General features: G+C 64.8%; 19 protein-coding genes. 9 read left to right on the forward strand and 10 right to left on the reverse strand.

Translation table 11 applies throughout. The annotated features are described in order from the left end of the window. Window positions 1–74 precede the first annotated feature (74 nt). Window positions 75–413 carry an ArsR/SmtB family transcription factor gene (locus ATB98_RS13455; protein WP_066874412.1) on the reverse strand — a complete coding sequence of 113 codons (339 nt, stop codon included), beginning with the start codon at window positions 411–413 and terminating at the stop codon, window positions 75–77. Between the two features lie 229 nt (window positions 414–642). Beyond that, entirely contained in the window at window positions 643–2,919 is a 2,277-nt protein-coding gene (gene parC / locus ATB98_RS13460) for a DNA topoisomerase IV subunit A (RefSeq protein WP_066874414.1), read from the reverse strand. A gap of 391 nt (window positions 2,920–3,310) precedes the next feature. Here parC and ATB98_RS13465 point away from each other — a divergent pair, with 391 nt between their 5' ends. From ATB98_RS13465 to groL, 3 genes are all read left to right on the forward strand, one after another. After that, window positions 3,311–4,504: a hypothetical protein gene (locus tag ATB98_RS13465; protein WP_066874416.1), complete on the forward strand. Its 1,194-nt coding sequence runs from the start codon at window positions 3,311–3,313 to the stop codon at window positions 4,502–4,504. A 192-nt stretch (window positions 4,505–4,696) separates the two neighbouring features. Then, window positions 4,697–4,915 carry a hypothetical protein gene (locus tag ATB98_RS13470; protein ID WP_066874419.1) on the forward strand — a complete coding sequence of 73 codons (219 nt, stop codon included), beginning with the start codon at window positions 4,697–4,699 and terminating at the stop codon, window positions 4,913–4,915. Between the two features lie 125 nt (window positions 4,916–5,040). After that, entirely contained in the window at window positions 5,041–6,669 is a 1,629-nt protein-coding gene (gene groL, locus ATB98_RS13475) for a chaperonin GroEL (RefSeq protein ID WP_066874420.1), read from the forward strand. A gap of 97 nt (window positions 6,670–6,766) precedes the next feature. Here the strand turns inward: groL and aspS are convergent, their stop codons facing one another. Continuing rightward, window positions 6,767–8,554, reverse strand: coding sequence for an aspartate--tRNA ligase (gene aspS / locus ATB98_RS13480; RefSeq protein WP_066874423.1), 1,788 nt, complete (start codon window positions 8,552–8,554; stop codon window positions 6,767–6,769). Between the two features lie 301 nt (window positions 8,555–8,855). On the opposite strand from aspS, the gene ATB98_RS13485 reads away from it, so the two are divergent. From ATB98_RS13485 to ATB98_RS13500, 4 genes are all read left to right on the forward strand, one after another. Beyond that, window positions 8,856–10,094 carry an MFS transporter gene (locus ATB98_RS13485; RefSeq protein ID WP_066874425.1) on the forward strand — a complete coding sequence of 413 codons (1,239 nt, stop codon included), beginning with the start codon at window positions 8,856–8,858 and terminating at the stop codon, window positions 10,092–10,094. 246 nt (window positions 10,095–10,340) lie between these two features. Next, window positions 10,341–11,741 (forward strand): multicopper oxidase family protein, encoded by a 1,401-nt coding sequence (locus ATB98_RS13490; RefSeq protein ID WP_174551907.1) that lies wholly within the window; start codon window positions 10,341–10,343, stop codon window positions 11,739–11,741. Window positions 11,742–11,820: 79 nt separating this feature from the next. Continuing rightward, a complete protein-coding gene (rnd, locus tag ATB98_RS13495; RefSeq protein ID WP_066874427.1) occupies window positions 11,821–12,972 on the forward strand; it encodes a ribonuclease D in 1,152 nt (383 codons plus the stop codon). 161 nt (window positions 12,973–13,133) lie between these two features. Continuing rightward, entirely contained in the window at window positions 13,134–14,213 is a 1,080-nt protein-coding gene (locus tag ATB98_RS13500; protein ID WP_066874428.1) for an adenylate/guanylate cyclase domain-containing protein, read from the forward strand. Window positions 14,214–14,217: 4 nt separating this feature from the next. On the opposite strand, the gene ATB98_RS13505 is transcribed toward ATB98_RS13500, so the two are convergent. The 5 genes from ATB98_RS13505 to ATB98_RS13525 form a co-directional block, all read right to left on the reverse strand. Then, entirely contained in the window at window positions 14,218–14,625 is a 408-nt protein-coding gene (locus ATB98_RS13505) for a DUF2000 family protein (protein ID WP_066874430.1), read from the reverse strand. Window positions 14,626–14,736: 111 nt separating this feature from the next. Continuing rightward, window positions 14,737–16,260: an exopolyphosphatase gene (gene ppx, locus ATB98_RS13510; RefSeq protein WP_066874432.1), complete on the reverse strand. Its 1,524-nt coding sequence runs from the start codon at window positions 16,258–16,260 to the stop codon at window positions 14,737–14,739. Window positions 16,261–16,271: 11 nt separating this feature from the next. Further along, window positions 16,272–18,479 (reverse strand): RNA degradosome polyphosphate kinase, encoded by a 2,208-nt coding sequence (locus ATB98_RS13515; RefSeq protein WP_153436029.1) that lies wholly within the window; start codon window positions 18,477–18,479, stop codon window positions 16,272–16,274. Between the two features lie 64 nt (window positions 18,480–18,543). After that, on the reverse strand, window positions 18,544–19,233 hold the full coding sequence (gene hdaA / locus ATB98_RS13520) for a DnaA regulatory inactivator HdaA (RefSeq protein WP_066874434.1): 690 nt from the start codon (window positions 19,231–19,233) through the stop codon (window positions 18,544–18,546). Between the two features lie 119 nt (window positions 19,234–19,352). After that, on the reverse strand, window positions 19,353–20,483 hold the full coding sequence (locus ATB98_RS13525; protein ID WP_066874436.1) for an AI-2E family transporter: 1,131 nt from the start codon (window positions 20,481–20,483) through the stop codon (window positions 19,353–19,355). A 252-nt stretch (window positions 20,484–20,735) separates the two neighbouring features. Here ATB98_RS13525 and purM point away from each other — a divergent pair, with 252 nt between their 5' ends. Together purM and purN are read left to right on the forward strand one after the other, a co-directional pair. Further along, window positions 20,736–21,806 (forward strand): phosphoribosylformylglycinamidine cyclo-ligase, encoded by a 1,071-nt coding sequence (gene purM / locus ATB98_RS13530; RefSeq protein ID WP_066875552.1) that lies wholly within the window; start codon window positions 20,736–20,738, stop codon window positions 21,804–21,806. Continuing rightward, entirely contained in the window at window positions 21,803–22,465 is a 663-nt protein-coding gene (purN, locus tag ATB98_RS13535; protein ID WP_066874438.1) for a phosphoribosylglycinamide formyltransferase, read from the forward strand. The genes purM and purN overlap by 4 nt, the downstream gene beginning before the upstream one ends. An 18-nt stretch (window positions 22,466–22,483) precedes the next feature. Here purN and ATB98_RS13540 read toward each other — a convergent pair whose 3' ends face one another. Together ATB98_RS13540 and mprF are read right to left on the reverse strand one after the other, a co-directional pair. Further along, the gene (locus ATB98_RS13540; RefSeq protein WP_066874440.1) at window positions 22,484–23,857 is read right to left on the reverse strand and encodes a virulence factor family protein; all 1,374 of its coding nucleotides are present in this window, start codon (window positions 23,855–23,857) and stop codon (window positions 22,484–22,486) included. Beyond that, window positions 23,854–26,463 carry a bifunctional lysylphosphatidylglycerol flippase/synthetase MprF gene (mprF, locus tag ATB98_RS13545; RefSeq protein ID WP_066874442.1) on the reverse strand — a complete coding sequence of 870 codons (2,610 nt, stop codon included), beginning with the start codon at window positions 26,461–26,463 and terminating at the stop codon, window positions 23,854–23,856. The genes ATB98_RS13540 and mprF overlap by 4 nt, the downstream gene beginning before the upstream one ends. Window positions 26,464–26,524: the final 61 nt, after the last annotated feature.

The raw sequence follows: 26,524 nt of genomic DNA on the forward strand, positions 1-26,524 counted from the left end.
AATCAGTCCCTCTGTTGCAGCCGTAGGGAATCACGGCAAAAACCCAAAAGCCAGAGGGCTTTTTCAGCAGCCTGCTAATGCCGGCCGGGCGATTCATCATCCGGCGAAAATTCCTGCATCTGCGATCGCATCATCCAGAGTTCGCGATTGGTGTTGATCCACTCGGCTGCGATCTCCAGCGGCGCCGGGTCGGCGGCGACGAGTTCCCTTCCGCCCTCCCGACGCCGGGCGATCAACTCCGCCGCCTCGAGGACGGCCATGTGCCTTTCAAGGACGCCGTGCTCCACGCCGAGGGTTGCCGCGATATCCGCCGTCGGCGTCTCACCGGCAAACAGGACTTCGAATATGCGGCGCCGCGTGGGATCCGCGAGCGCCAACAACGTATCGTCAAGGGCCGAGGTCATAGCGTTCATCTCCCCGCCGCATGATTTCTCAAATCGAGGCCGATTTAAGGAATATGCAGGAGATCAAGGAATTACGGCGAACCTCAGTGCGTTAACGGATCGAGTGTGCTGCAGATCGGTCGATGAATGGCGCCTGCACGCACCGGCGGCGCCGCGCCTCCAATCGGAGGCACGAAGGTCGCATGCGATTCGTTCTGTCGCTTATTTCCGACGTCGCGGATCATCCGGTCGTCCGGCGTCAGCCGCTGAACTTGCCGCTTCGCGGGAAGCCCTTCGGAACGACCCGACCGGCGCCGGCGCGGTCGCCGAGCCACTCGATCAGTTCGTCCTTCGTCTTCGTGAAGATGCGGCCGGCGCTGTCTTCCCAGGTGAGACCCTCCGCAATGGCGAAGCAACGAATATCGGAAATGCCGCCATCCTTGTAGCGCTGCAGGCGGACGCCCTTGCCGCGCGCCATTTCCGGTATCTGCACCAGCGGGAACACCAGCATCTTGCGGTTCTCGCCGACGACCGCGACGTGGTCGCCCCTGACGGGCACGACGAGCTTGGCTTCGTCCGGCATCACGACATTCATCACCTGCTTGCCCTTTCGGGTGTTGGCGACGATATCGATTTCGGTGACGACGAAGCCGTTACCGCCTGCCGACGAGACGATGAGCTTGCGCGCCGGATCGTGGACGAGGGCCGTCAGCACGTCCTGGTCGTTTTCCATGTCGACCATGATGCGCAGCGGCTCTCCGTGGCCGCGCCCGCCCGGCAGCTTGTCGCCGCCGAGCGTATAGACCTTGCCGCCGGTCGTGAAGACGAGGACCTTGTCCGTCGTCTGCGCCGGAAACGCCACCTTCAGCGCGTCCCCTTCCTTGAACTGCAGCGACGACGTGTCGGAGATGTGGCCCTTCAGCGCGCGGATCCAGCCCTTCTCCGAGATGACGACGGTGATCGGCTCCTTCTCGATCATCGCCTGCTGGATGGCCTCGACGTCCGCCTCGGGCGCATCGGCGAAGGTGCTGCGGCGCTTGCCGAGTTCGGTCGCCTTGGCGAACTTCTTCTTGACCTCGCGCATTTCCCAGGCGACCGCCTGCCACTGCTTGTCGTCGGAGGCGAGCAGCGCCTCGATCTCCGCCTTCTCCTTCGAGAGCGCATCGAACTCGGTGCGGATCTCGAATTCCTCGAGCTTGCGCAGCGAACGCAGGCGCATGTTGAGGATCGCCTCGGCCTGGACGTCGGTGAGAGCGAAGCGCTCGATCATCACCGCCTTCGGCTCGTCCTCCTCGCGGATGATGCGGATGACCTCGTCGATGTTGAGATAGGCGATGAGGTAGCCGCCGAGGATCTCCAGCCTCCGGTCGATTGCGGCCAGCCTGTGGCGCGAGCGGCGCTGCAGGACCTCGCGGCGGTGGGCCAGCCATTCGCTCAGCACTTCGTTGAGCGCCATGACCCGCGGCACGCGGCCCATCGACAGCACGTTCATGTTGAGCGGAATGCGGCTTTCGAGCTCCGTCAGCTTGAACAGCGATTCCATCAGGATATTGGCGTCGACCGAGCGGCTTTTCGGCACGAGCACGATGCGGACGTCCTCGGCCGACTCGTCGCGGATATCCTCGAGCAGCGGCAGTTTGCGCGCGATGAGGAGTTCGGCGATCTTCTCAATCAGGCGCGATTTCTGGACCTGGTAGGGGATCTCCGTGACGACGATCTGATAGCCGCCGCGCCCCAGGTCCTCCTGGGTCCAGCGGGCGCGGACACGGAAGCCGCCGCGACCGGTCCGGTAGGATTCGATCATGCTGGCGCGGCTCTCGACGATGACGCCGCCGGTCGGGAAGTCCGGTCCCTCGATGCCGCCACGCTCGGGGTTGGCCGGATCGAACAGCAGCTCCTCCACCGTCGCCTTCGGATGGCGGATCAGATGGAGCGCCGCATCGCAGAGCTCATGCGCATTGTGCGGCGGTATCGACGTCGCCATGCCGACGGCGATGCCCGACGCACCGTTGGCAAGAAGGTTCGGGAAGGCGCCCGGAAGCACCGTCGGCTCCTGGTCCTCCTCGTTATAGGTCGGGCGGAAATCGACGGCGTCCTGGTCGATGCCCTCGAGAAGGAGGGCCGCGACCTCGGTCATCTTGGCTTCGGTGTAGCGGTAGGCGGCGGCATTGTCGCCGTCGATATTGCCGAAGTTGCCCTGACCGTCGACGACGGGGTAGCGCTGCGAGAAATCCTGAGCGAGGCGCACCAGCGCGTCATAGACCGACTGGTCGCCATGCGGGTGGAACTTACCGATGACGTCGCCGACGATGCGGGCGCATTTCTTGAACGAGGAATTGGGCCTCAAGCCCATCTCGCTCATCGCATGGATGATGCGGCGGTGCACCGGCTTCAGGCCGTCGCGGACGTCCGGCAGCGCGCGGTGCATGATGGTCGACAATGCGTAGGCAAGATAGCGCTCTTCCAGCGCCGCCTTGAGGTCGACCGGCTGAATGTTGTCATCCCCGCCATCAGGCGGCAAAAGGCTTTGTCCCATGCCTCCTTGCTACCGCAAGCGGCCCGCGACGGCAAGAATCCCGCGGGACCGGCTTGTGGAGAACGTACCTATCGCACCGCCGGGAGCGGCGGTAATCTTCCGGAAAGCATGATCCGCCGGGAACACACGCCGTCGTGGGAGGCGAATATCATTTTGCCCGGTTTCGTATTAGTTTCGAGACCTGCTGATTTGGCTGATTTGAAATTGAGGATTTCGAGTGAAGGGGGTTGCGTTCCAGGGCCGCTTCATGCGGTGCTGCCTTGCGCCCGCGCGGCGGAACGCTCTCGCGTGGCCGCCATACGGTTGACGCATCCCGCCAAGATCACTCAGATTGCGATAACGGTCCCAGAAGCAGCTTCACAACCAGACGTCTTTCACAAGGAACTCCGCAATGATGCATACGCGCAAAGTCCGCCTGATGCTGGCCGGCGCTGCCCTCCTCACATTCACCGGTCCGGCCTTCGCGCTCGATGGCGCGGACATGATGAAGAAGCTCAGCGCCGCACTCGAAGTCAACGGCACCTCCCTTGCCTTCGACAAGGCGGAGACGGACGGGGACGTGGTGACGGTAACCGGCGTAAAACTGAAAGTGGCAACGGCACCGGACGAATCGGTCAACATTGGCGACTTGACGTTCGAGGGCGTCGAGGAGACGGAAGGCGGCGGCTATTACGCTGAAACCCTCTCCTTCGCGGACGTCAATGTGGCCGAGAAGGAGAACAGCTTTACGCTGAAGGCCCCCCGGATTGGCGGAGTGTCGGTTCCCGGCAACCCCGCAGGCGGCACGATCGACGACATGCTGCTTTACGAATCCTTCGAAACCGGGCCCCTGGAGGTCAAGTCCGAAGGCAAGGACGTCTTCAGGATCGCGAGCATCGAGGCCAACCTGACGCGGCAGGAAAACGACGCCGGGTTCGACTTCGACGGAACCATGGCCGGCCTGAACGCGGACCTCTCGAAGATCGAGGATGCCAAGGCGAAGGAAGCGGTCGAGAAGCTCGGACTGCAGCAGCTCGACGGCGAGGTCACGATGAAGGGCAGCTGGGAGCTGGCGAGCGGCAAGCTCGCGCTGGAGGAGTATGCCCTCGATTTCAAGAATATCGGCCGCCTGAACATCGCCATCGACTTCTCGGGATATACGCTTGAGTTCCTGAAGGCGCTGCAGGAGGCGAACAAGGCGGCACAGGCCAATCCGAACAAGGAAGCGGCCAACCAGGCGATGGGTCTCGCGATGCTCGGCCTCATGCAGCAACTGACCTTCAACAGCGCCTCGATCCGTTTCGACGATGCCTCCATCACCAAGAAGGCGCTCGACTATGCCGGCAGCCAGCAGGGCGTGACCGGCGAACAGATGGCGGAGTCGCTCAAAGGTCTGATCCCGATCATGATGGCTGAGTGGAACCTGCCGGAACTGCAGAACGAGGTATCCGCTGCCGTCAGCGCCTATCTCGACTCGCCGAAGAGCCTGACGATCAGCGCGGCGCCCGAAAAGCCGGTGCCGTTCCCGATGATCATGGGTGCCGCCATGGGGGCGCCGAAGACGATCCCCTCGGTCCTCGGCGTCAAGGTGACGGCCAACGACTGACGCTCCGCGCGTTCAGCGGCGTCCTTAGGAAATCTCGTCGAGCTCGGCGCCTGTCGGCGCCGGGCTTTTTTTCATCGCCGCGATCGGTGGTATCATGCGCGGCTTGATGCTCGAGGACGACTGCCTATCTATCTTGGCACGCGGTTGCCAATTTTGCGCATTCCCGACCGACCAAGCGGAAGGAGGACGCCCATGGGACTGAAGCAGTCGGATATCACCGCCATCCTCGGCCCTGTCGACGAAACGCTGATGGCCGAACTTCTTGCGACGGGCGCGACGGCGAGTGAACTTGCCGAAGCCATCGCCTGGGTCAACAACGACGAAGCCTTGATCGGCGAGGGCCGCCATCTTCCGGCCGGCCGCGTCGCGGCCCTGATCGACATTCTGACACCCGCCGATGACGAGGAGTGACAGATAGTAACAACGATCGCACAGCCTTTGCTCTGCGCGGTCGGCGGCAGACCGATAGGGAACGGTGTCCGTCTCCGGAGCGGGCACGGTAGACATGGCAAATATCCGTGTTGAGGGAGGCATATATGGCTGCCAAGGAAGTCAAGTTCACCAACGAAGCCCGCGATCGAATGCTGCGCGGAGTGGACATCATGGCCAACGCCGTGCGGGTCACCCTGGGCCCCAAGGGTCGAAACGTCGTCATCGACCGCTCCTTCGGCGCGCCTCGTATCACCAAGGACGGCGTCTCCGTCGCCAAGGAAATCGAACTCGAGGACAAGTTCGAGAACATGGGCGCGCAGATGCTGCGCGAAGTGGCATCGCGCACCAGCGACGTCGCCGGCGACGGCACGACCACGGCGACCGTGCTTGCCCAGGCGATCGTACGGGAAGGCGCCAAGGCCGTTGCCTCGGGGATGAATCCGATGGACCTCAAACGCGGCATCGATCTTGCCGTCGACGCCATCGTCAAGGAACTCAAGACCCACGCCCGCAAGGTCTCCCAGAATAGCGAGATCGCGCAGGTCGCGACGATCTCGGCCAATGGCGACGCCGAGATCGGCCGCTACCTCGCGGAAGCGATGGAAAAGGTCGGCAATGAGGGCGTGATCACGGTCGAGGAGGCCAAGACCGCCGAGATCGAACTCGAGGTGGTCGAGGGCATGCAGTTCGACCGGGGCTACCTGTCGCCCTACTTCATCACCAACCAGGACAAGATGCGGGTCGAACTCGAAGATTGCTACATCCTCATCCATGAGAAGAAGCTCTCCAACCTGCAGGCGATGATCCCGATCCTAGAATCGGTCATCCAGTCCGGAAAGCCGCTGCTCATCATCGCGGAAGACGTCGAGGGCGAGGCGCTGGCGACGCTGGTCGTCAACAAGCTGCGCGGCGGCCTGAAGATCGCCGCCGTCAAGGCCCCGGGCTTCGGCGACCGCCGCAAGGCGATGCTCGAAGACATCGCCATCCTGACCGGCGGCACCGTCGTTTCCGAGGATCTCGGCATCAAGCTCGAGAACGTGACGATGGAGACGCTCGGGCGCGCCAAGCGGGTCATGGTGGAGAAGGAGACGACGACGCTCGTCGACGGCGCCGGGTCGAAGGAGGACATCAGCGGCCGGGTCGCCCAGATCAAGGCGCAGATCGAGGAGACGACCTCCGACTACGACAGGGAAAAGCTGCAGGAGCGGCTCGCCAAGCTCGCCGGCGGCGTCGCCGTCATCCGCGTCGGCGGCTCGACCGAGATCGAGGTCAAGGAGAAGAAGGACCGCGTCGACGACGCCCTGCATGCGACGCGCGCCGCGGTCGAGGAAGGCATCCTGCCGGGCGGCGGCGTCGCTCTCCTGCGCGTCGTCAAGGCTCTCGACAACCTCCCGACGGCCAATGACGACCAGCGCGTCGGCATCGAGATCGTCCGCCGGGCGATCGAGGCGCCGGTGCGCCAGATCGCCGAGAACTCGGGCTCGGAAGGATCAATCATCGTCGGGAAGCTCCGGGAGAAGCCGGAATTCGCCTATGGCTGGAACGCCCAGACCGGCGAATTCGGGGACCTCTTCGCAATGGGCGTCATCGACCCGGCCAAGGTCGTGCGCACCGCGCTGCAGGATGCCGCCTCGGTGGCCGGCCTTCTGGTGACGACGGAGGCGATGATCGCCGAGAAGCCGAAGAAGGACGCACAGCCGCACATGCCTCCGCCGCCCGGCATGGATTTCTGAGGATTTTAGACCAGGGACGCGGTCTTCGCGCGCCCCGGCCCTCCTAAAGAAAACCCGGCGAGGTCATCGCCGGGTTTTCTTAGAGCCTGCGAAAGGGTCAGTCCTTTTTCTGCGGGATCGGGCGGATCGCCAGCTCCCTGAGCTGCGCCGGCGTTGCCGGCGACGGTGCGCCCATCAGGAGGTCCTGGGCCTGCTGGTTCATCGGGAACAGCGAGATCTCGCGCAGATTCTTGGCGCCGACCAGGAGCATGACGATGCGGTCGATGCCGAAGGCCATGCCGCCATGCGGCGGGGCGCCGTACTGGAACGCGCGGTAGAGACCGCCGAACTGCTCTTCGACGTCCGCCTGGCTGAGGCCGACATTCTCGAAGGCCTTGACCATAAGTTCCGGCGACTGGTTACGGATCGAGCCCGAGGCGATCTCGAAGCCGTTGCAGACCATGTCGTACTGGAAGGCCTTGATCCCGAGCAGGTCGTCGCTTTGCAGCGCCTCGAGGCCGCCCTGCGGCATCGAGAAGGGATTGTGGGCGAAGTCGACGCGCTTCTCCTCCTCGTTCCACTCATAGAACGGGAAGTCGACGATCCAGCAGAACTCGAAGCGGTCGCGGTCGACGAGGTTCAGTTCCTCGCCGGCCTTGGTGCGTGCCTCGCCGGCGAACTTGTAGAACTTGGCCGGCTCGCCGGCGACGAAGAAGCAGGCGTCGCCGTCCTCGAGGCCGAGCTGCGTGCGGATCGCGTCGGTGCGCTCCTCGCCGATGTTCTTGGCAAGCGGACCTGCGCCCTCGAGCTTCTCGCCCTCCTTGCGCCAGAAGATGTAGCCGAGGCCCGGCTGGCCCTGGCTCTGCGCCCAGGCGTTCATGCGGTCGCAGAAGGCGCGGGAGCCGCCGGTCCTGGCGGGGATCGCCCAGACCTCGACCTTCGGATTGGAGGCGATCATGTTGGCGAAGACCTTGAAGCCGGAGCCGGCAAAATGCCGGGTGACGTCCTGCATCTCGATCGGGTTGCGCAGGTCCGGCTTGTCGGAGCCATATTTGCGGATCGCCGTGTCATAGGGAATGCGCGGGAATTTTTCCGTCACCGGCTTGCCGTCGGCGAAGTCCGCATAGATCGAGCGGATCATCGGCTCCATGGCATCCCAGACGTCTTCCTGCTCGACGAAGCTCATCTCGAGGTCGAGCTGGTAGAACTCGCCCGGCAGGCGGTCGGCGCGCGGATCCTCGTCGCGGAAGCAGGGCGCGATCTGGAAATAGCGGTCGAAGCCGGCGACCATCAGAAGCTGTTTATATTGCTGCGGCGCCTGCGGCAGCGCATAAAAATTGCCGGGGTGAATGCGGCTCGGCACCAGGAAGTCGCGCGCGCCTTCCGGCGACGAAGCGGTGAGGATCGGCGTCGTATATTCGGTGAAGCCGATCTCGGTCATCCGCCGGCGCATGGCGGCGATGATCTCGGTGCGCTTGACGATGTTCCTGTGCAGCGTCTCGCGGCGGAGATCGAGGAAACGGTATTTCAGGCGCACGTCTTCCGGATAGTCCGGCTCGCCGAAGACCGGCAGCGGCAGTTCCTTGGCGGCCGAAAGCACTTCGATCTCGTGGGCATAGAGCTCGATCTCGCCGGTCGGCATGTTCTTGTTGACGGTCTCGTCCGTGCGAGCCTTGACGGTGCCATCGACACGGATGACCCATTCGCCGCGCACGGTCTCGGCCATCTTGAAGGCCGGCGAATCCGGATCGGCGACGACCTGGGTCATGCCGTAGTGGTCGCGCAGGTCGATGAACAGCACGCCGCCATGATCGCGGACGCGGTGAACCCAGCCGGAAAGGCGAACGGTGGAGCCGACATCCGACTTGCGGAGGGCGGCACAGGTGTGGCTGCGGTAACGATGCATCGTCTATTCCTGGAACTGCAGAAGGCCGCGCTGGCGCGCTCGAGGGCGCACGGCGGCATGGTCAAAGTCGGGCGGAAAAGCGCATGATGCGTCGGTTTTGTCAAGGCCGCGGCGCGGCTCGCCGGTCAAGGAGCCGATCCGGGCGCAATCACCCGCCTTCGCCGCCATCGCCACCGGTATTGCACAAAAAGGCGGCAAAAGGCCACAAATCGCTACTGTCGCCGGCCGTCTACCACGGCTAAACAGACATCAGCCGCGTGCACCTGACGAGTCGCGGCCGCAATCGGATGCCTGCTGCCCCATGTCCCAGATTCGCCCGCTCATTCCGCTTCTCGTCACCGCAGGCATTCTCATCGGCGGCAACGGCCTGCAGGGCACCTTCATCTCTCTCCGGGGCCTCGAAGAGGGCTTCTCGACCTCGCTGATCGGCCTCGTCGGCGCCGGCTACAATGTCGGCTTCGCGATCGGCTGCGTCTATGTCACGCGCATCCTGCGGGCGATCGGACACATCCGCACCTTCTCGGCGATGGCGGCCATCGCATCGGCCGCGGCGATCGCGATGGTTCTCATCATCGATCCGTGGTTCTGGTTCCTGATGCGGCTCGTCGCCGGCATCTGTTTCGCGAGCCTGTTCGCGACCGTCGAGAGCTGGCTGAACGCCAGCGTAACCAATGCCAATCGCGCCCGAACGCTGTCGATCTACCGCCTCGTCGATCTCGGCTCGGTGACCGCCGCGCAATATGTGATCCCCGGGATCGGCATCGGCGGCTTCGAACTCTTCGCCATCATCTCGATGGCGCTGACGCTGTCGCTCGTGCCGATCTCCTTTGCCGACCGCTCGAGCCCGGTCGCGCCGGAAGCGATCCGCTTCGACGTCAAGGCGCTCTGGAACATCTCGCCGCTCGCCACGATCGGCTGCATCGTCGTGGGCCTCACCAACGCCGCCTTCCGCTCGCTCGGCCCGATCTATGCGCAGGGGATCGGCCTTTCCGTCACGGCGATCGCCACCTTCATGAGCGCCGGCATCATCGGTGGCGTCGTGCTGCAATATCCGCTCGGCCACTATTCGGACCAGATCGACCGCAGGCTGATCATCCTGATCGCCACCTTCGGCTCGCTGCTTTCCGGTCTCTTCCTCGCCTTCGGCGCCGGCAGCGACGAATGGCTGAACTTCGCCGGCATCTTCGCCTTCGGCGCCTTTGCCATGCCGCTCTACTCCCTCTGTTCGGCGCATGCCAACGACCACGCGGCCGACGGCCAGCACGCGCTGGTGTCCGCCGGCATGCTCTTCTTCTGGTCGCTCGGCGCCATCATCGGGCCGCTCTTCGCCTCCTTCCTGCTCGACATCTTCGGGCCGCAGGCGCTGTTCAGCTACATGGCCGTCGTCCTGGCGATCTTCATGCTCTATACGCTCCGGCGCATGACGGCCCGCGCGCCGGTGCCGGCGGAGGAACGTTCCATGCCGTTCCGCAACCTCCTGCGCACCTCCTCCTTCTTCAACAAGCTTGCCGGCGGCGACCAGGCACCCAGGGAGCCCTGATACGAGGAGCAGGCTGCGCTCACATGCGTTCGCGCCACCGCTCTCCCTGTTTGTTTTTGCCGCATTTGCGCGACGTCAGGTGATTCCACCTGACTGCAAAATGCTCGAGAGCGGGCTGCGGCAAGATGCGCGGGCGGCGGCAAATTGCTGATCATCGAAATCAGGTTTAGAAAGCGTCCGCATCGAGAGCGGGTCGACGGGCGGCACGCCGCCCATTCCGCGTCACATTCTGGATTCGAAAACATGATGCCGATGTTCAGCCGCCGCAGGTTTCTCACGAGCTCGGCCGCGCTTGGCGGGGCCTTTGCGCTCGGTGCCGGCGTGGCGGCACGCGCCGGTGCGGCGCCTGACCCGCAGATCCTGGCGGCGCAGTTCGCCGAAGCGCGGATAGCGGCCGATGGGGTCACGCAGAGGGTCATGACCTACGGCCTTGGCGAAGCCGCCCATGCCGGCATGCCGCCGGTCCTGAGAATGCGCAAGGGCGAACGCTATCGGGCGAGGCTGGTCAACCGGCTCGACGAGCCGACGACCGTCCATTGGCACGGATTGAGGATCGACAACGCGATGGACGGCGTGCCGGAAATGACGCAGCCCTACGTCTATCCCGGCGATCGCTTCGACTACACCTTCACGCCGCCGGATGCCGGCACTTTCTGGTACCACCCGCATTGCAACACGCTGACGCAGATGGGACGCGGCCTGACCGGCGTGATCGTCGTCGAGAACCCGGACGACCCGGCCTTCAATGCGGAGGTGGTGCTCAATCTCCGCGATTGGCGGCTCGGCGCCGGCGGCGGCTTCATCGATCCGTTCAAGCCGCGCGACGCGGCGCGCGGCGGCACCTACGGCACGGTCAGGACGGCGAACTGGCAGCGCGAGCCGGCCTACGACGTCCCGGCAGGGGGGATCGTCCGGGTCAGGATCGCCGCCACCGACGTCACGCGCATCTATACGCTCGGCCTTGAAGGAGCGGCCGCGGCGGTGATCGCGCTCGACGGCAACCCGGTTGAAGCCCCCTTCCCGCTCGACCGGCTGGACGTCGGTCCCGGGCAGCGTGTCGATCTCGCCCTCCGGATGCCGGAGAGCGAAGGGGCCTGCGCGACGCTCGGCAATTTCCGCGGCTCGGCGCCCTGGACCATCGCGCGCTTTCGAGCAGTCGGCGCCTCGTTGAAGCGCGACCTCCGGGATGTCGCGCCCCTTGCCGCCAACCCCGTCGCCGAGGCCGACCTCTCGACCGCGACCCGCATTGCGATCGATCTGACGGCAACCGCCGAGCACAGGGCGACGCCTTCGATCTGCGGTTCGCTCGGCTATACCTTCTGGGCGATCAACAAGGTTCCGTGGCCGGGCGACACAGCCGATCCGGTGGCGCCGCTCGAAGAGCTGAAGCTCGGGCGAAGCTACGTGCTCGATGTCGCCAACCGAACGCCGCACGCCCATCCGATCCACCTGCACGGTCTGAGCTTCCGCATCATTGCCTCGAACAAGCGAAGCTTTCTGCCGCCGCCGACGGACACGATCCTGCTCTTGCCGGACGAGCAGGCGCAACTGGCGCTGGTGGCCGACAATCCCGGCGACTGGGTGATCCACTGCCATATCATCGAACATCAAAAGACCGGGATGACCGCTTATTTGAGAGTCGCCTGACATTTTCGATTGTGACGTCTGCCGCGAACCGTTACACGGGGGCATCAAGCCGCATTTTTGCCACAGTGATTTAACGCAGATGATTCAAACGACAGCAGATCTGGAGGCCGCCTGCAAAGAGCTGGCCCGCTCAAGTTATATTACGATCGACACGGAATTCCTGCGTGAAACGACGTTCTGGCCGGAGCTCTGCCTCATCCAGATGGCAAGCCCCGACATGGCCATCATCGTGGATCCCATGGCGCCCGGAATCGACCTCGCACCGTTCTTCGCGCTGATGGCCGATACGAACGTCGTCAAGGTGTTCCACGCTGCCCGGCAGGACATCGAGATCATCCACCATCTCGGCAATCTTATCCCGCATCCGCTGTTCGACACGCAGGTGGCGGCGATGGTGTGCGGTTTCGGCGACAGCGTCTCCTATGACCAGCTCGTCAACCGCATCAAGAACGAGCAGATCGACAAGTCGTCGCGCTTCACCGACTGGAGCCGCAGGCCGCTCACCGACAAGCAGCTCGAATACGCGCTCGCCGACGTGACCCACCTGAGGGACATCTACCAGTATCTCAAGGAGGAACTCGAGCGCGAGGGGCGCTCCTCGTGGCTCGCCGAGGAAATGGCGATTCTCGAAAGCCGGGAGACCTACGACCTGCATCCGGACAACGCCTGGCAGCGGCTGAAGATGCGGGTGAAGAAGCCGATCGAGCTTGCGGTCCTGCAGAAAGTGGCCGCCTGGCGCGAACGCGAGGCACGCGCGCGCAACGTGCCGCGCGGCCGCATCCTCAAGGACGATGCGATCTACGAGATCGCCCAGCAGCAGCCGAAGGATGCCGAGGCGCTGGGCCGCCTCAGGACCATTCCCAAGGGCTGGGAGCGCTCCAGCGCCGGGACGGCGCTCGTCGAGGCCGTGGGCGAGGCGCTTGCGATCCCCAAGGCCGAACTGCCGCGCCTGCCGCGCCAGAACCACACGCCGGAAGGGGCGGCGGCGGCGGGGGAATTGCTCAAGGTGCTGCTGAAGCTCATCGCCGAGAAGCAGGGCGTCGCGGCCAAGATCATCGCCAACAGCGATGACCTCGACCGTATCGCCGCCGAAGGCGAGAAGGCCGATGTCGCCGCCCTCCACGGCTGGCGCCGGGAGCTTTTCGGCGACATGGCGCTGAAGCTCATCAACGGCGAAGTAGCGCTGCGTTTCGTCGACAAGAAGATCGAAGCGGTGGAAATCCCCGGTTGAGGACTGCGGTCCCCAAACAACTTTTCGCCCGAATCCGGCTGTAGCCAACACCAATCGATAGCCTGATTCCGGCAGGATCTTCGGAACCAGATTGTCAGATGCCGCGAGCCCGTCCCGCCTCGCGGCCATCCTCTCGTGCTTTCCTGTCCCGAGGCTTCCGCATGCGCTGGAGATTTTCCACGCTCGAGTTCGTCCTGTCGCTGCTCGTCGTCGCGGCGAGCGGCGTGGCCTATGCCTGGGTCGTCTATGGCGACGGCGCCCTGATCGGGGCGACCTTCGCGGTATCCGCCTGCATGCCGGTCCTCGCCTTCGAGCGGCGCGTCATTTTCCGGCGCCTCCATCGGAAGATCCACAGTCTTCCGACGCCCGGTTTTCTGCTCTCGTCCGTCGCCGTCTACCTCGTCATCGAGAACATCGGCTTTGCCGCGGCGGGGCTGCTCTTGAAGCTGACGGGCGTGCTGCGTGAGAGCTGGAGCGAAGCGATGATGCCGTCCTTCGACGCACTCCTCTATGCACTTGCCGTCTCCGGCCCGATCATCTTCGTTCTGAGGGTGCGCGAACTGCTCGGCCGCGACGTTTTCCTGAGCCTGCTGACCGGCCGCTACCGCAAGCCCGTTCAGGAGGAACGGGTCTTCCTTTTCATCGACCTCGTCGGCTCGACCTCCTTTGCCGAGCGGTTCGGCGATCTCACGACCCAGGAATATCTCGGGAAACTCTTTGCCACCATGGCCGACCCGGTGCTGCGCCATCGGGGCTCCATCGTCGACTATGTCGGCGACTCCGTGATCATCAGCTGGCCTTTCGAGCGTGCGGTCGCGGATGCCGCCTGCATACGATGTGTCTTCGACATTCTCGACCAGATCGAAGCGGAAGCCGGCCGCTGGCGAAAGGACTACGGCGAGGTGCCTCGCCTTCGCGCCGCGCTCCACGGCGGCACGATCGTCGCCGCCGAGATTGGCCTCGACCGGCACAAGATCACCTATTTCGGGGACACGGTGAACACGACGGCGCGCCTCGAAGGCCTCTGCCGGACGCTCGATCGGCAGGTGCTGATTTCCGCCGACCTGCTCAGGCGCATGCACCTGCCCGGCTTCGTGGAGGGCGACGACCTCGGGGAACACGAGGTGAAGGGGCGCGGCCAGAGGCTCGGGGTGCTGTCGCTTCGCACGAGTCTCTCCGGGCAGGTCCGCCAACCGTCCGCAGCGCCGCGCGTCCTGTCAAGCGCGCAAAGATCGCTGTAGCGCATCAGCCGTGCAGCTTCGCTCCCTTGGTGATCTTGTCGACGATCCTTCTTTCCGCATGGATCGCGATGCCGGCGACCACGGCATCCTGTGGCCCGGACTGTGAAAAGACCGCGCGATTGGCACTGTCGTGGCCGGTCAGGAACATGTCGTCCACATAAAGGGACGTGCGGATATTTCTTTCGAGAGCGCGCCGCCGGATGTTTCCGAGCGTCGCGCCATCGGCCGAAAGCACGATGATCGGCTGAATGCTGAGCGCGTTGTAGATGTTGCCCGCCGCGTCGCGGTAGGGCTCGCCGAGGATCTCCGGCTTCTGCCCGGCAATGCCGGTCGCCAGGAAGGCGGTGACATTCAGTTTCTGCCAGACGGCAAGATCGTCGCGCAGGACGATTGCGAATTTCGTTTCGAACATGAGGCGGCAACCCGAGCTGGACGTTTCGAGGCCAACTTAGCCGCTGTCGCCGGCAATGATCTTGAACATTCGTGCAGGACGAGCGCCGCCCTCGCCGCCGCTCAAGTGCGGTCAGTCCTCGAAGCGGAAGGCGAGCCTCATGCGAGTCAATTTACCGAGCTGCTGGAGGCGCCCCTCCAGGCGCTCGCCGGCGAAGTCGGCATAAGTCGACGGCGCAACGAATTCGAGGTCCACATCCGATCGAGACGACCGCCTGAGGGTCAGGTGGCGAACCACGCCCGGCATGGAGGCCGAGAAGAGATAGGCGATGCGGAGCAGCCCCCCCAGGAGCTTCGCCATCTCCAGCAGGCGCGGCGTCGTGATGCCGGCGAGCGGGCTGGTGGCGCCGTCGTCGTTGAGCCCCTCAAGGCGATAATAGTTGGCTAGCGCTATATAAGCCCGCCCGGCATGGGTGATGCCGGTAAAGGCCGAATGGGCGATGATGTTCAGTGCCTGCAGGCCGCGATAGTCCGGATGCGCGCGCCAGCTGATGTCCGCCAGCAGGCAGGCGGCCTGACGATAGCGGCTTTCCTCCTCGGTTTCCTCGATGCCGAAGAAGGGCACCATGCGGCCGGTCCATTCGGCAAGCTCGCGCGCATGTTCGGGCGAACGCGCCCGCAATATCGCGATCTCGTTGGCGGCGGTCAGCAATGGGTCCTGCAGGCGCTCCTCGTCGGAAAGCAGGGAGAAAAGATAGCCTTCGCGAACGCCGTATGCCGAGAACGAGACGCGTGCCGGCTTCATGGTCGCGATCGCCTCCTGCATGGTCACGGCGCCGAAGGGCAGCAGGCTTCGGCGGCTCTTGGAGATCGACGCGTAGGCGGACGGCTCGATCTTATTCGGCTCGATGACCTCGGACAGGATCGCCATCGTTTCTTCGTAGGAAATCTCGTAACCCTGCATCATGTGCAGCGGATAGTCCCGCATTTCCATGTGAAGCTTGGCGATCGCACGCCAGGTGCCGCCGACGGCGTAGAAGGTGCGCCCCGTCCCCTTCCCGAGCACGTCGGCATTCTTCATGAACTTGCGGACCCAGGCCCGCGCCTTGCTGAGCGAACCGTTGCTGTGCTCGAAGAGGCGGATGCCGCCGAGCGGCAGCGTTATGCCCTGGCCGATGCGCCGGCCTTCTACATCGACGAGTTCGAGCGAGCCGCCGCCGAGGTCACCGACGATGCCGTCCGGATCATGGTAGCCGCTGACGACGCCCATTGCGGAGTAGTAGGCCTCCTCCTCGCCGCTCAGGATGCGCACCTTCTGGCCGAGGATCGCCTGCGCCTTTTCGATGAAGGCCGCGCCGTTCGTCGCCTCGCGCGCAGCCGCCGTCGCCAGCACATACAGGCTGGACGAGCGCGCCTGGTCGGAGAGCGCACGGAAACGGCGCAGCGCCTTCAGCGCCCGCTCGACGCTCTCCTCCGCCATGCGGCCGGTCGCATCGAGGCCCTTGCCGAGGCCGCACATCACCTTTTCGTTGAAAAGCATCGCCGGCGAGCGGCTGAGCCCCTCATAGACGACAAGACGAATGGAGTTCGAGCCGATATCCACAACGGAGACCGGGCGGATGCCGGGCAGACGCCCCTGCGCTTCAGATTCGACCATGCAGTTCCAGTTTACTTACGCCAGCCGCTTTTCCAGCCGGCAATCAGCTTCGGTGCACTGGACTTCAGCGCCTCACCCCGACCCGAAAGGCTCGGGTTGGTCATGAAATAGTGCTGCGCGTTGAACGGCTCGGCGTCCTTGCCGACTTCCATGCGGCGCGAGGTGCCGTCCGGAAGAATCTCGTAGCTCTGCTGGTTGTCGATGAGATTGCCCAGCATGATCTGCGAAAGAACCTGTTCGTGCACAGTCCGGTTGATGAGAGGCACGAGCGTCTCGACCCGCCGGTCCAGATTGCGCGGCATCATATCCGCCGAGCCGATATAGACAAGGGCATTTTCCGACGGCAGGCCGTGGCCGTTGCCGAAGCAGAATATGCGCGAATGCTCAAGGAAGCGACCGACGATGGATTTGACGCGGATATTCTCGGAAAGACCGGGCACCTGCGGGCGCAGGCAGCAGATGCCGCGCACGACGAGGTCGATCTCGACGCCGGCGCGGCTCGCCTTGTAGAGCGCGTCGATGATTTCCGGATCGACGAGCGAGTTCATCTTCATCCAGATTGCGGCCGGCCGCCCGGCCTCGGCATGGCCGATCTCCTCGTCGATATGCTTCAGGATGCGCGGACGCAGCGTATGCGGCGAGACCGCCAGCTTCATGCCCGCCTCCGGTTCGCCATAGCCGGTGATGAAGTTGAAGATGTTCGCCATGTCGTGGGCGATCACCGCATTGCAGGTGAAGAAGGACAGGTCGGTGTAGATCTTCGCCGTCACCGGATGGTAGTTGCCGGTGCCGATGTGGCAATAGGTCGTGAGCTTGCCCTCCTCTCGGCGCACCACCATCGACATTTTTGCGTGGGTCTTGAGCTCGATGAAGCCGAAGACGACCTGGACGCCGGCGCGCTCGAGGTCGCGCGCCCAGCGGATGTTCGCCTCCTCGTCGAAACGGGCCTTGAGCTCGACGAGCGCCGTGACCGACTTGCCGGCCTCGGCGGCATCGATCAGGGCGCGGACGATCGGGCTGTCGTTCGAGGTGCGGTAGAGGGTCTGCTTGATCGCCAGCACGTCGGGATCGCGTGCCGCCTGCAGCAGGAACTGCACCACGACGTCGAAGGACTCGTAGGGGTGGTGGACCACCATGTCCTTCTCGCGGATGGCCGCGAGGCAGTCGCCGGCATGCTCGCGCACCCGTTCCGGGAAGCGCGGGTTGTAAGCCTCGAAACGCAGATCGTCGCGTGGCGCCTTGGTGATCTCGGACAGCATGTTGAGCGCGAGCAGCCCCGGCAGCACCGCGACGCGGTTGTCCGGAACGCCGAGCTCGTGCACCACGAACTGGCGGAGCGACGCCGGCATTTCGGAGTCGGTCTCGATGCGGATCACCGACCCGCGGCGGCGGCGCTTGAGCGCCGTCTCGAACAGCCGGACGAGGTCTTCGGCTTCTTCCTCGACTTCGATATCGCTGTCGCGAATGATGCGGAACGTGCCCGAGCCCTGCACCTCGTAGCCCGGGTAAAGCCGGTCGATGAACTGGCTGACGACGTCTTCGAGCGTGATGTAGCGGATGACGTTCTTGACGTCCGGCAGGCGGATGAAGCGATCGAGCGCCACCGGCAGGCGCAGGAGCGCCGTCATCGGTGCGCGGCCGGTCTTGCTGACGAGCTGCAGGCCGATCGAGAAGCCGAGGTTCGGGATGAACGGGAACGGGTGCGCCGGATCGATCGACAGCGGTGTCAAGACCGGGAAGATCGACTGGTCGAATTCATTGGCGAGCCAGCTGCGGTCCTGTGCCGACAGCGACGCCGGGCGGACGATGAGGATATCTTCCTTGGCGAGATACTGCTGCAAGACGGCGAGCGAGGCCTGCTGCTCCATCTGGAGATTGTCGACCTCCTTCAGGATCTCGTCCAGCGTTTCGGCGGGCGTCTTGCCGTCCGGGCTGCGCAGCGACAGGCCCGAACGCACCTGGCCTTCGAGGCCGGCAACGCGCACCATGAAGAATTCGTCGAGGTTGGCCGCAGAGATCGACAGGAAACGGACGCGCTCCAGGAGAGGATGGGCCGTGTTCAGCGTCTCCTCGAGCACCCGTCGGTTGAACTGGAGCCAGGAGAACTCGCGATTGACAAAGCGTTCGGGGCTGGTGAGGAGGTCGGGCTGCTCGGCAGCCTCGCGCTTTCGCTCACGAGGCGCCTCGTGTTCGCTGATTGCTGATGTCGCGGTGTCCATGCTCATTAAGCCCCATTGCTCCGAACAGACGAGCTATCCCAGTTTGACGACGGAACTGTGACAGTCAATCGGCCGGACGATTATTCGCAAGTTCTTCCAGGACTTCCGCGGCAAGCGCGCGCGTCAGCCGCGTTCCCCGGGCAAGGGCGAGATGATCGAGCCTCTCGACGATCGTCTGGGCCGCCTCGAGCGAACGCTCCATCCGCGCGACGATATAGCCGACCAGCCGCTCGTCGACGAGAAGCTGGCGGTCGGCGAAGAGCTTGATGAGCACCTGGGTCAGGAGTTCGTCGTCCGGCTCGCCGATCTCGACGACCGTGGCCGCCTTCAGGCGCGAGCGCAGGTCCGGGAGCACGACCGGCCAGGACATCGGCCACAGCCGCGACGTCATCAGCAATGCCGTGCCGTTCTGGCGTACGCTGTTGATCACGTGGAAGAGCGCGGTGTCGTCGAAGCCCTGCCGGTCGGCATCCTCGAAGAGAACCGGCCTTGTTGCGGCGATATCGGCGGCGTTCGAGCCGGCGACCGGATGGATCGGCTCGGCGGCCGCCTTGTCCCGCCAGATGCTGGCGAGATGCGATTTGCCGGAGCCGACCGGGCCGGCGATGATGACGACGGGGGACGGCCAGTCCGGCCAGTGGTCGACGATGGCGATGGCCGCGCTCAGCCGGTCGGAAACGAGCAGATCGTCACGACCGGTTGCCGCGTCATGGCCGAAAACCAGGGGCAATTGTTCGAAGGGACGCTTTGACATGCAGTACTCGAAACAGCTCAAGAGCGGAATGCGCGCACATGCGTTCGCGCCGCCGCTCTATCCATTTGTTTTGCCGCATTCGTGCGGCGCCAGGTGATTCCACCTGGCTGCAAAATGCTCTAAGTCAGCGGAGGCTCCTCGCCTTCCGTCTGCTTGCTCGCAGCCGCTCTATGCCCGTGATAGAGATCGCTATCAAGGTATCGCTGTATACCGAAGCGGACAAGGACGCCGATCGCGGCGGCTGCCGGCACGGCGACCAAAAGGCCGACGAAGCCGAAGAGCGCACCGAAGGCGAGCAGCGCGAACATCAGCCAGACGGGGTGGAGGCCGACACTCTTGCCGACCAGCTTCGGCTGGAGAATGTTGCCTTCGAGGAACTGGCCGCTGAAGAAGACGGCGAGGACGAGCAGGATCCAGCCATAGTCCGGCCAGAACTGGACGAGGGCGACGCCGACGGCGAGCACCAGCCCGACCAATGATCCCACATAGGGGATGAAGCTGATCATGCCGGCGAAGAGGCCGATCAACAGGCCGAAATTGAGACCGACCAGGGAAAGGCCGATCGCGTAGTAGAGGCCGAGGATGATGCACAGCGATCCCTGGCCGCGGACGAAGCCGGCGATCGTCGTGTTCATGTCCCGGGCGATCTGGCGGACGACGTCGACATGGTCGCGCGGTATCCAGCTGTCCAGCTTGTCGACCATGCGGTCCCAGTCGAGCAAAAGATAGAATGCCACGACCGGCGTGATGATGAACAGCGACAGGATGTCGAGCAGCGCCATGCCGGAGTTCCAGAGTTGCTGGAACAGGGTGCCGAGGAACAGCGCGCCCTGCTGCAGGAGCTTGGCCGAGTTCTCCTTGATCGTCGCCATCTGGCCCTCGAGCCAGTCGGGAACGATGGTCGACTGGGTCGTGTCGGTGATGAAGGCCTGCAGCCTGGAGACGTAGTCCGGCATCTTCTGGATGAAATCGGCCGCCTGCGTGAAGACCAGCGGGATGATGATCATCAGCGACAGCGCGAAAAGAACGACGAAGGAGGCCAGAATGACGATCGTCGCCATCAGGCGATTGAGGCCCAGCCGCTGCAGGCGATCGGCGACGGGATCGAGAAAATAGGCGAGCGCCATGCCGGCAAGAAACGGCAGAAGGATCGAGCTGAAGACCATCAGGAATGCGATGAAGGCGGCAAGCACCAGCAGCCAGAAAAAGATCTGGCGTTGAAGCCCCAGCCCGCTGACCCGATTGCCCATGACACTCCCCGTTGCGCGATACGGCGCACCACACCGCCCGCTTTTTGTCCGACGAGATAGGGTGCCGTGCGCGCCCAGGTCAAGCCCGGCACGTTCCGAAACCAGGCCGGCAACCGCCTTCGGCAGGCAAACGCGGCCGCACGCCGGCAAAAACGTGAAAAAAGCCGGCATGCGCGAGCCCTGCCGCTTGCACTCCTCGCCTTGCCGTGCCAATCGCATCCGCAATATGCGACGAGCCCTTGGAGTACGAGCATGAGCCAGTCGGGAAAGAACGGCCTCACCTATAGCGATGCAGGTGTGGATATCGATGCCGGCAACCTGATGGTCGAGAAGATCAAGCCGCATGTGCGCTCGACGCGGCGCCCCGGCGCCGACGGCGAGATCGGCGGCTTCGGCGGCCTCTTCGATCTCAAGGCGGCGGGCTTCAGCGATCCGGTGCTGGTTGCCGCTAATGACGGCGTCGGCACCAAGCTCAAGATCGCCATCGATGCCAACAAGCACGACACGGTCGGCATCGACCTCGTCGCCATGTGCGTCAACGACCTCGTCGTTCAGGGCGCCGAACCCTTGTTCTTCCTCGACTATTTCGCGACCGGCAAGCTCGATCCCGACCAGGGTGCGACGATTGTCGCCGGCATCGCCGCCGGCTGCCGTGAGGCCGGCTGTGCGCTGATCGGCGGCGAAACGGCGGAAATGCCGGGCATGTATTCGGGCGGCGACTACGACCTCGCCGGCTTTGCCGTCGGTGCGGCCGAACGCGGACAGCTCCTGCCGGCCGGCGACATCGCCGAAGGCGACGTCATTCTCGGCCTCGCCTCCTCCGGCGTGCATTCGAACGGCTATTCGCTGGTGCGCAAGATCGTCTCGCTCTCGGGCCTCGGCTGGGATGCGCCGGCGCCCTTCGGCGAGGGCACGCTCGCCGACCTCCTGATGACGCCGACGCGCATCTATGTGAAGCCGCTCCTGAAGGCGATCCGCGAGACGGGTGCGATCAAGGCGCTGGCGCACATTACCGGCGGCGGTTTTCCGGAGAATATCCCGCGCGTGCTGCCCAAGCATCTTGCTGCCGAGATCGACCTTGGCGCCATCAGGCCGCCGGCGGTCTTCTCATGGCTCGCGAAGACCGGCGGCGTTGCCGCCAACGAGATGCTGCGCACCTTCAATTGCGGCGTCGGGATGATCGTCGTCGTTCCGGCGGCGGAAGCGGACAAGGTCGCGGCCGTGCTCACCGGCGAAGGCGAGACGGTCTTCTCGCTCGGTCGCATGGTGGCGCGCGCCGAGGGCGCGGCCGGCACGATCTACAAGGGCAGCCTCGCCCTATGAGCATGACGGCAGGCAGGAAGAAAGTCGTCGTCTTCATCTCCGGCGGCGGATCCAACATGGTCGCGCTCGCGAAGGCTGCCGCCGCGCCCGATTTCCCGGCCGAGATCATCGCCGTCATCTCCGACAAGGCGAATGCGGGCGGGCTCGACAAGGCGCGGGCGCTCGGCATCGCGGCCTTCTCCTTCGTCCGCAAGGATTTCGCCAGCAAGGAGGCGCACGAGGCGGCGATCACCGCCGAACTCGACCGTCTCCAGCCGGACATAATCTGCCTCGCCGGTTATATGCGCCTGCTGTCCGCGGCCTTCATCCAGCGCTACGAAGGCCGCATCCTCAATATCCACCCGTCGCTCCTGCCGCTCTTTCCCGGCCTCCACACGCACCAGCGCTCGATCGACGCGGGCATGAGGATTGCCGGCTGCACCGTCCATTTCGTGACCGAGGGCATGGACGACGGCCCGATCATCGCGCAGGCCGCCGTCCCGATCGTTCCCGGCGACACCGCGGAGACGCTTGCCGCGCGCGTGCTGACGGTTGAACACAGGACCTACCCGATGGCGCTCCGGCTCGTCGCCGAAGGCAAGGTGCGCATGGAGGCGGGCCGCGCGGTCGGTGACGTTACAGGCGAGGCATCGGGCACGCTGATTTCGCCGGCGATTTGATCGCAATTTGCGCAGGCTTCACTTCGCCGCCAGTCGCCGGTCGAGCGCGTCGAGCACCCGGCGGGTCAAGGCCGGGTAATCCCCGTCGAAATGGTGGCCGCCTTCGATGGCGACTACATCGACGCCGGAAGATTTCAGCCCCGGGCAGGCGTCGTCCTCCTCCTCCGTGCCGTAGATGCACTGCACGAGCGACGGGTCGATCGCCTTCACATCGTCAACCGGGTCGCCCGCACTCCCCTCGCCCTCGGCGCCGAGCCAGCCGAGGACGGAAATCCTGAAATCGGACTGATGCGACAGTGCCATGAGCGTCACCTGGCGCACGCGCGCGCGGCTCGCCGCGGGCAGCAGGTTGTAGGTGCGCGGCAGGACATCGGCGCCGAAGGAATAGCCGATCAAGAGCACATTGCGGACATTCCAGCGTTTGCCGTAGTAGCCGATGATCCGCGCAAGGTCGTCGGCGGTCTCCTGCGGCTGGCGTTCCGTCCAGAAGTAGCGCAGCGAATCCACCCCCACGACCGGCACCCCTTGCTGCTGCAGGACATTGCCGACTTCCTTGTCGATATCGCGCCAGCCTCCGTCCCCCGAATAGATCACGGCCATCGTGTCGCGGGTCGGCTTCGCATCGAGAACCGTGAGGGGCAGGCCGAACGGGTTGTCGGCCTCGTCACTCTCCTCCAGATATCCGGAGAGCGCGTCGGAAAGGGCGGCATAGGCATCGTCGTCCGAGTCGTCCGTCTCGATGTCCGGATGCTTCTCGACCAGCGCGGCGACATGCTCGCGCCCTTCCGCCGACGCTGCCGGGGAAAAGGTGACGGCCACCGGAGCCGGCAATGGCCCATCGGTCAGACGGTAGACGACATGGTCGCCCTTGCGCGTCTTCTCGGCCGGAGTGCAGAGCTGCTTGGCCAAGGCTATCCCCTCCTCGGGATCGACTGCCAAGGTCTTGCCGATGGTTGCGGCCGGGCTTTGCGCGGCGATCGCGAGCGCCATCGCGCCACCGGCGCCGACGCCGGCGACGATCGGCGGCCGATAGGCGCTGCTGCCGACGGTGCGCTGCACCTGCTGGCTCAACGACTCGATGTCCGAAACCGTGTAGACGCAATCGCCGTCATCCTTCGCAAGCGACGCCAGATAGGCCTTGAGGTCGATGCCTATGACGATCGCCTTGTCGCCGGAGAGCGTGCGGGCGACTGCCTCCTCCTTCTCGCTCCATCCGCTTGCGTCCGAGATGAGCACCACGAGGCCCGACGGCTCCTCCCTCGGAAGGAGAATATGAGGCGACGGGATCATGCCAGTGTCGAATTTCTGCGCCTCCCCGGCCGAGGACGGCAGGCCTGCCGCTGCGACGAGCAGCGCCGCCAAGGCCGCGCTTGTCCAGATCTTCCACGTCATTTCTTGATCACTCCCTTGAGACCGCCGCCGATCAGGAACGTCGCATCCATCAGCGCGAGGATGGGATTGAGACCGCCGCTCGCGACGAGGTAGCGCGGCTGCCAGTGCGGGTGGAATTTCGACTTGAAGGCGCGCAGGCCCTTGAAGTTGTAGAAACGCTCGCCGTGTTCGTAGAAGGTCCGGCCGGCCCGGTCCCAGACCGGCGCCGTCCTGCGCGAGGACATGCCGGAAAGCGGCGCCATGCCGAGATTGAAGCGCCGGTAACCTTGCGCCTTCAGGTGCTCCATCAGTCGCGCGAAGAGGAAGTCCATTGCTCCCCTCGGCGCGTCGGGCGAGAACCGCATGAGGTCGACGGAGCCCTCTTCCCTGGCGGCGGTGACGAGGACGTTGGCGAAGGCGACGATGCGCCCCTCATGCTTCAGGATCGCGACCGGCTGCGTGACGAGATATTCCGGATCGAAGGCGCCGAGCGAGAAGCTCTTTTCGCGGGCGCTGTGATGATCGAGCCAGGCGTCGGAAACGGCGGCGAGTTCCGGCAGGATCGCGCTCACGTCCGCCGGCTCCACCACGATAAACTCCAGACCGTCGCGCTGGCCGCGGCTCACCTGGTGGCGCAGGGTCGCCCATTTGCCGCCCTTCATGTCGAAGCGGGTGAGATCGACCTCCGCCAGTTCGCCGAGGCGGAAGGCCCGCAAGCCCGCATCGGCGTAATGGGCAAGCCCTCGCGGCGAGACCTGGTAGAAGACGGGGCGGCAGCCATTGGCGCGCGCCGTCTCGATGAACTGCCAGACGAGGTCCGGCCAGGCGTCGAGCGGGCCGACGGGGTCGAAAAGCGCGATCCAGGAGCGTGCCCAGCGCCCATACATGATAAAGGCGCGGCCGTCGGCGGAGAACATGATGCTCTTGTCGCCCATCCTCACGAGATTGGCATCGGACATGTCCTGGGCTTCGACAATGGCGATCGCACGCTCCATGTCCTCATCGGATGCCGGCGCAATCGCGCTGGTCGCCGGGCGCATCAGGCTCCAGATCGCGACGGCGCTGGCGCCGATCGTGACCCCCAGCAGGGCCCGGAGCCCGCGCGGCGCCTCTGCCGAAAATTCGAACTGCCACCAGAGCTCGTGGCTGTACTCGACATCGCGATAGACGAAGAGAAGGACGACGAAAGCCCCGAAACAGAGGACGCCGAGGGCCGTGAGCCACGGCGGCGTCAGCGCCTGACCGAAGAGCGAGGCCGGGCGGATAAACAGGCGGCGGCTGGCGAGCAATGCGACGAGGAAGAAGGCGAGCATGCCCGCCTCCCCGAGCGCCACCGCCTTCACGAGCGACAGCAGGAGCGCGGCAGCCGCAATCACGACCGAGCCCCACCAGGCGCCATCGAGACGCAGCGCCAGCCCCCGCGCGACGATGACGAGGACGAGCCCCAGAAGGCTCGCGAGGAAGTGCGCTCCTTCGACGATCGGCAGCGGCACATAGTTTGCCAGGAAGGCCAGGTTCTCGTCCGGCGTCGGCGTGACGCTCGACAGCACCAGCATGAGGGCGAGCACCAGCGCCAGCGTCGCGAACAGGAGCGGCGCCATGCGGCCGCCGGCGCGGCGCAGGCTCGAGGCCACCGGGTGACCGGCGAGCTGGCGGACTTCCATGCCGACGATGACGACGATGGCGATCAACAGCGGCAGCACGTGATAGATCACACGGTAGAGGACGAGTGCGCCGAGGACCGCGTCGACATCGGCCGCATGCCCGAGCGTCGCGACGATCACGGTTTCGAAGACGCCGAGGCCGGCGGGCACGTGGCTGAGCACGCCGAGGCCAACCGCCACGCAATAGATCGCCAGGAAAGCCGGCCAGCCGATCGTGCCGGCGGGCAGCAGGACATAGAGAACCGTCGCAGAGGCCGCGAGGTCGACCGCGGTTATCAGGAACTGGCGCGACGACGTCGCGGAATCGGGCAGCCGCAGGGTGAGGCGACCTATGCTGACCTCGTGACCGCTGCGGGCGGCAACGAGGGTTACCAGCAGGCCGGCAAGGACGACGAGGGCGATCGTCCGCAGCCAGAACGCGCCGATACCGGTGAGCGGCGCAACGTATTCGCCGACGGCAAGCAGGCTGAGGCAGGCGACGGCGGCGAGCCCCAGCCCGAAGGCGAGCGTGACGAAGGCGATGACGCGGGCGATTTCCTCCGGCTCGAGCCCGAGCCTGGAATAGGAGCGGTACCTGATCGCGCCGCCGCTTAACGGGCCGAAGCCCGCGGTGTTGCCGACGGCATAGGCGCAGGCGGCGGTGAGCGCGACATCGGCATAGGGGAGCTTGCGCTTGACGTAATCGAGCGCACCGACGTCATAGAAGGTCAGCGCAAGAAAACTCACGCCCGTGAACAGGACGGCGGCCGCCACCGAGCGCCAGCTCGTCGCGGCCAGTGCCGATACCACGTCGTCATATTGGACTTCCGCCGTCAGTTGGAAGATCGCGGCGCCGAAGAGCGCGATCATGACGAGCGTAGCGATGGCTGCAAGGTGGCGCTGGTTGCGCCTCAGGAACGGCCGCCATCCACCGGTGGCCTCATCGTCTTGCGCTTTCTTCTCGTGGGAAGAGGAGGACGCCATGGTTCGCCCTTGTCGTTGAAGAAGACAACAAGGCTTAACGCAGGGTCCCGCTCGGAAAAAG

It is taken from the genome of Sinorhizobium saheli, from assembly GCF_001651875.1.
Classification (GTDB): domain Bacteria; phylum Pseudomonadota; class Alphaproteobacteria; order Rhizobiales; family Rhizobiaceae; genus Sinorhizobium; species Sinorhizobium saheli.

Bases quoted from the DNA above. Each gene is read 5' to 3' on its own strand.
- ATB98_RS13505 (WP_066874430.1), bottom strand. From the start codon at position 14,625: ATGTTCGAAACGAAATTCGCAATCGTCCTGCGCGACGATCTTGCCGTC.
- ATB98_RS13500 (WP_066874428.1), top strand. From the start codon at position 13,134: ATGCGCTGGAGATTTTCCACGCTCGAGTTCGTCCTGTCGCTGCTCGTC.
- ATB98_RS13465 (WP_066874416.1), top strand. From the start codon at position 3,311: ATGATGCATACGCGCAAAGTCCGCCTGATGCTGGCCGGCGCTGCCCTC.
- aspS (WP_066874423.1), bottom strand. From the start codon at position 8,554: ATGCATCGTTACCGCAGCCACACCTGTGCCGCCCTCCGCAAGTCGGAT.
- ATB98_RS13515 (WP_153436029.1), bottom strand. From the start codon at position 18,479: ATGGACACCGCGACATCAGCAATCAGCGAACACGAGGCGCCTCGTGAG.
- ATB98_RS13490 (WP_174551907.1), top strand. From the start codon at position 10,341: ATGCCGATGTTCAGCCGCCGCAGGTTTCTCACGAGCTCGGCCGCGCTT.
- ATB98_RS13485 (WP_066874425.1), top strand. From the start codon at position 8,856: ATGTCCCAGATTCGCCCGCTCATTCCGCTTCTCGTCACCGCAGGCATT.
- mprF (WP_066874442.1), bottom strand. From the start codon at position 26,463: ATGGCGTCCTCCTCTTCCCACGAGAAGAAAGCGCAAGACGATGAGGCC.
- ppx (WP_066874432.1), bottom strand. From the start codon at position 16,260: ATGGTCGAATCTGAAGCGCAGGGGCGTCTGCCCGGCATCCGCCCGGTC.
- purM (WP_066875552.1), top strand. From the start codon at position 20,736: ATGAGCCAGTCGGGAAAGAACGGCCTCACCTATAGCGATGCAGGTGTG.
- ATB98_RS13540 (WP_066874440.1), bottom strand. From the start codon at position 23,857: ATGACGTGGAAGATCTGGACAAGCGCGGCCTTGGCGGCGCTGCTCGTC.
- hdaA (WP_066874434.1), bottom strand. From the start codon at position 19,233: ATGTCAAAGCGTCCCTTCGAACAATTGCCCCTGGTTTTCGGCCATGAC.
- purN (WP_066874438.1), top strand. From the start codon at position 21,803: ATGAGCATGACGGCAGGCAGGAAGAAAGTCGTCGTCTTCATCTCCGGC.
- rnd (WP_066874427.1), top strand. From the start codon at position 11,821: ATGATTCAAACGACAGCAGATCTGGAGGCCGCCTGCAAAGAGCTGGCC.
- ATB98_RS13525 (WP_066874436.1), bottom strand. From the start codon at position 20,483: ATGGGCAATCGGGTCAGCGGGCTGGGGCTTCAACGCCAGATCTTTTTC.
- ATB98_RS13455 (WP_066874412.1), bottom strand. From the start codon at position 413: ATGAACGCTATGACCTCGGCCCTTGACGATACGTTGTTGGCGCTCGCG.
- groL (WP_066874420.1), top strand. From the start codon at position 5,041: ATGGCTGCCAAGGAAGTCAAGTTCACCAACGAAGCCCGCGATCGAATG.
- parC (WP_066874414.1), bottom strand. From the start codon at position 2,919: ATGGGACAAAGCCTTTTGCCGCCTGATGGCGGGGATGACAACATTCAG.
- ATB98_RS13470 (WP_066874419.1), top strand. From the start codon at position 4,697: ATGGGACTGAAGCAGTCGGATATCACCGCCATCCTCGGCCCTGTCGAC.